The organism is Cupriavidus sp. R6-3 (genome assembly GCF_059772245.1).
Window position 1 is genome coordinate 1 of sequence record NZ_JCBAJO010000295.1, and the last position, 4,831, is coordinate 4,831.

Sequence of the window (4,831 nt, forward strand, 5' to 3'; positions counted from 1 at the left end):
CCCCGCCACCGCCGCCCCGCATCGTCGACTACCGCCTGCCCGGCATCGATCTGCTCGAGCCGGCGGTCGAACACGCCGAGCAGGTCTCCGAGCAGCATCTGGCCGAAACCGGCGAGCTGATCGCGCAGCGCCTGGCCGAGTTCAAGGTGCCGGTGGCCGTGGTCGGCGCCTCGGCCGGTCCGGTGATCACGCGCTTCGAGGTCGAGCCCGCGATGGGCGTGCGTGGCGCGCAGGTGGTCGGGCTGATGAAGGATCTGGCGCGCGCGCTCGGCGTCAGTTCGATCCGCGTGGTCGAGACCATTCCCGGCAAGACCTGCATGGGATTGGAATTGCCCAACGCCCGCCGCGAGATGATCCGCCTGTCCGAGATCGTCGAAGCGTCATCCTTCCAGTCCCATGCGTCGCGGCTGGTGCTGGCGATGGGCAAGGACATCACCGGCAATCCGGTGGTCACCGACCTGGCGCGCGCGCCGCACCTGCTGGTGGCCGGCACCACCGGCTCCGGCAAGTCGGTCGCGATCAACGCGATGATCCTGTCGATGCTGTACAAGGCCACGCCGGACGATGTGCGGATGATCATGATCGATCCGAAGATGCTGGAGCTGTCCGTCTACGAGGGCATTCCGCATCTGCTGGCGCCGGTGGTCACCGACATGAAGCAGGCCGCGCACGCGCTGAACTGGTGTGTCGGCGAGATGGAGAAGCGCTACCGGCTGATGTCGGCGCTGGGCGTGCGCAATCTGGCCGGCTACAACCAGAAGATCCGCGCCGCGGAGGCCGCGGGCGACAAGGTCCGCAATCCGTTCTCGCTGACCCCGGACGCGCCCGAGCCGCTGTCGACGCTGCCGCTGATCGTGGTGGTGATCGACGAGCTGGCCGACCTGATGATGGTGGCCGGCAAGAAGATCGAGGAACTGATCGCGCGGCTGGCACAGAAGGCGCGCGCGGCCGGCATCCATCTGATCCTGGCCACGCAGCGTCCGTCGGTCGACGTGATCACCGGCCTGATCAAGGCCAACATCCCGACGCGCGTGGCCTTCCAGGTCTCGTCGAAGATCGACTCGCGCACGATCCTGGACCAGATGGGCGCGGAAAGCCTGCTGGGGCAGGGCGACATGCTGTTCCTGCCGCCGGGCACCGGCTATCCGCAACGCGTGCACGGGGCCTTCGCCGGCGACGACGAAGTCCATCGCGTGGTCGAGCACTGGAAGCAGTTCGGCGAGCCGGACTACGACGACGCGATCCTGGCGCCCGACCCGGCCGAGGCCGGCGGCGGCGACCTGTTCGGGGACGGGCCCGGCGGCGACCCCGAGGCCGATCCGCTGTACGACGAGGCCGCGGCCTTCGTGCTCACATCGCGCCGCGCGTCGATCTCGGCGGTGCAGCGCCATCTGCGCATCGGCTACAACCGCGCGGCGCGGCTGATCGAACAGATGGAAGTGGCGGGACTGGTTTCGCCGATGGGGCGCAATGGCGCGCGGGACGTGCTGGCGCCTGGGGGGCAGGAGTAGGGGCTTGGATTGATGTTGCCGGGGTCAGGCGATCGCGGTCATGCGGGCGCTGTGTGCCCTCTCCCCGGCCCTCTCCCGCAAGCGGGAGAGGGAGGACACTACCAGCCTTTGCTTACGCGATTGGTTGCTCGCCGCTCCCGCTTGGGGCGAGGGAGAATACGCCGGCCCTTGCTTGCGCGCGCTGTTGCTCCTCTCCCGCTTGCGGGAGAGGGACTGGGGCAGAGGGCAACCCCGCCCCAATCCGCGCTTACGCCTGCGCCACCACCGGCTCGCCCAGATTGAGCATCAACCGGTTCGCCCACGCGAAGATCGCGATGGCGTGAATGCCGTCGAGGATCTCGGCGTCGTTCAGTCCCGCCTCGCGCAGCGCTGCCAGCGAGGCGGCGCCAATGCGGTCCGGGTGCTCGGTCAGCGCCACCGAGAAGCGTGCGATGGCCTGTTCGCGTGCAGTGGTGCCCGCCGTGCGCGGATTGTCGAAGACCTGCGCGATCGCGTCGTTGCGCTTGGCCAGTTGTTCGAAGCGTTGCGCATGCACCGACGCGCAGTAAACGCAGCCATTGATGCACGACACCACGGTGCTAGCCAGTTCCCGCTCGGCGCGCGCCATGCCGCCGGGCGCGTACATGATCGCGTTGAAGGCCGCCGAACGCTGGCGCAGGATTTCCGGCTGGTGCACCAGGAACAGGTAGTAGTCCGACACCTTGGCCTTCGGGTGGCTTTCCTCCAGCACCGCGATCTGCTCCGGCGTCGCGCGATCGACCGGCACCACGTCGAGCCACGCCTTCCAGTCCAGCACTTCGTTGGTGAAGCCGTTGATGCGGATCGTGTCGCCGGGCCTGGTGGTGGCCGCCGCGGCCGGCGCCACATCGCTCGGCAGCGCCTCGCCCTGGGCCGCGCCGCTCAATGCGCGCAGGCCCGCCACCAGCCGCGCCTGGTACGACAGGAAGGCGATCAGCTGCGCCAGTGTCACGACTTCGGGCGTCGACAGGCCGGCCGCCGGCAGGCTCAGCAGCGCGGCGCGGTCGCCTTCGACGGGCTTTTCGATCAGCTTGCGCGTGAACGTCAGCATCGCGCGCAGCCGCGCATCGCCGACGGCCTCGAGGCGGGTGCCATCGACCGCCGCCACGGTCTCCGCATCGGCGCCGGCCGCCTGCAGGCGATCCAGATAATGCGCGGCCAGTTCGGCCGACGGCGTCAGCCGCGACGCGTACAGCGCGACCGCGAGGCGTTCGGTCAGCGTCAGGCCGGGCAGGGCCGGATCGAACATCGTGCGATAGCTGCCTTCGGTGGCGACGGCGACCTTGTCGCGCTGATGGCGCAGTACATGCGTGGCGCTGCCGGCGGCAAGACCGGCGAGGCGGTCGATCAGGTCGAGTTCGGCGGTGGCGTTGGCTTGGGTGGACGAAGCAGTCATGGTGTCGGGGTGGAAAAGTCAGCGGTCAGGTAACTGGTCAGATGAGCGCTTAGATGCGCGATCAGATGGGCGATCAGATGGGCGATCAGCGGAGCAGGGCGGCACGCACAGGCTCATTGGCCGATTCATCGGTCCATGCATTGGCCCTTTCAGTGGCCCCTTCATTGGCCCATTCATTTGCCCATTCATTTGCCCATTCATTTGCCCATTCATCGGCCGGGCTGCGCAGGCGGCGGCGCCGGCGTCCATTCGTCGCCATACAGCTCCGGTTCGGCATAGGCCTGCAGGTCGGCGAAGTGCGTCTCGACGTCTTCCTGGTACAGCAGCGCGGCGATGCCCTGGCCCAGCCGGCGCGCGCCGTCGCTGATCGCCGGGATATCGCCGGAGATCGTGCCGTGCGACAGCGCGGCCGGATAGCAGAAGCAATGCACGCGCGACAGGCCGGGGCAGGCGCCGGGCGTCTTCTCCTGGAACTCGAACACCGGGCCGAGGTCGGGCGAATCGCTCAGTTCCTGGTCGTCCTGGCCGGCGGGCGGCTGGAAGCGGTCGCGCCACAGGCGTATCTGCGGCGCGATGACGGAGAACTCCGGACGCGCGCCGAAATCGACGCGGAACCCCGTCGACAGCAACAGGAAGTCGAGCTCGAACAGGCCCTTGGCGGTGTGCACGTGCAGCGTGTCGCCGCGGACGTCGCTGCGGACGTCGCTGTGGACCTCAATTCGCTCGATCGGGCAGCCGACATGGAAGCGCGCATTGTCGTGGCGCGAGACTCGCAGCGTGCTGCCGCGCGGCGGCGGCACCTGTTCGCTGTTGATGTAATGGCGCAGCCGCCATTTCCACTGGTCGGGCAGCCCGTAGTGGCCGTGCGTCAGCCCCGGATTGCCCGAGCCCTTGCTCTTGTTGATGCGCGGGATCTCGGCGCGGCGGATCAGCAGGTCGACACTGGCCGCGCCGGCCTCCAGCGCGGTGGCGGCGCTGTCCATCGCCGAAGCGCCGGCACCGACCACGCCGACGCGCTTGCCGCGCAGCACGCGGTAGTCCATCGGATCGGACGAATGGGCCCACAGATGGCGCGGCAGGTCCTGCGCGAAGGCCGGCAGCAGTGCGCCGCCCAGGCCATCGCGGCCGGTGGCCAGCACCACGCGCCGCGCCATCACGCGCAGCGGACCGGCGGGCGTCGTCATGCGCAGCTCGACCAGGCCGTCGGCGCGCGGCAGCACGGTGTCGACGGTGTGCTCGTTGGCGACGTCCAGATCGAGCACCTGCCGGTACCAGCGCAGATAGTCCATCCATTGCAGGCGCGGAATCTTGTCGAGCGCGTCCCAGGCCGCGGTGCCGAACTGCGCCTCGTACCAGGCGCGGAAGGTCAGGGCCGGCAGGCCCAGCGCCGGGCCGGTCAGCTGCTTGGGCGAACGCAGGGTCTCCATGCGCGCGGTGGTCGCCCACGGCCCTTCGAAACCGGCCGGCGCGCGGTCGAAGATGCGGGCCTGGATGCCCAGATGCTTCAGCGTCGCGCTGGCCGCGAGGCCGGCCATGCCGCCGCCGATGATGGCGACGTCGAGCACCGGCGCGCCGTCGAACTGGCGCGGCGGTACCCAGGGCTTGGCGGGGAGGTCCAGCCACGCGAGGTCCTGGCGCAGGCGGGCTTCCAGCGCGGGCAGGCCGCTGGGAGCGGGGGAGAGGGTGGATTCGGTGGTGGACATCTGGGACATCTCAGGCGGACATCAATCGTTCTGTCGGAATGGAGCGCGCCGGGCCATCTGGTCTGCCTGGGCCGCCTGGGCAGATCGGGTGGGTTCAGCCGCGCGGGCGGATGGGGCCGGCTGGGTTGGCTGCTGGTGTCTACGCGCGCCGGTGCGGGCGGACTCGCGCGCGGTGGCGTCGGCAGTGCGGTCACCGGAGCCGC

General features: G+C 69.6%; 3 protein-coding genes. 1 reads left to right on the forward strand and 2 read right to left on the reverse strand.

What is annotated here, in order from left to right:
- The coding region (locus tag AC6EI8_RS24220) for a DNA translocase FtsK (RefSeq protein WP_498383090.1) at positions 1–1,511 on the forward strand (1,511 nt) is incomplete at its 5' end.
- Between the two features lie 247 nt (positions 1,512–1,758).
- Here AC6EI8_RS24220 and AC6EI8_RS24225 read toward each other — a convergent pair.
- Both AC6EI8_RS24225 and AC6EI8_RS24230 read right to left on the reverse strand, forming a co-directional pair.
- A complete protein-coding gene (locus AC6EI8_RS24225; RefSeq protein ID WP_498383092.1) occupies positions 1,759–2,925 on the reverse strand; it encodes a CMD domain-containing protein in 1,167 nt (388 codons plus the stop codon).
- 209 nt (positions 2,926–3,134) lie between these two features.
- On the reverse strand, positions 3,135–4,628 hold the full coding sequence (locus AC6EI8_RS24230) for a SidA/IucD/PvdA family monooxygenase (RefSeq protein ID WP_498383094.1): 1,494 nt from the start codon (positions 4,626–4,628) through the stop codon (positions 3,135–3,137).
- Positions 4,629–4,831 lie beyond the last annotated feature (203 nt).

Excerpts from the sequence above, each read along its gene's own strand:
- AC6EI8_RS24225 (WP_498383092.1), bottom strand. The coding sequence starts at position 2,925 with ATGACTGCTTCGTCCACCCAAGCCAACGCCACCGCCGAACTCGACCTG.
- AC6EI8_RS24230 (WP_498383094.1), bottom strand. The coding sequence starts at position 4,628 with ATGTCCACCACCGAATCCACCCTCTCCCCCGCTCCCAGCGGCCTGCCC.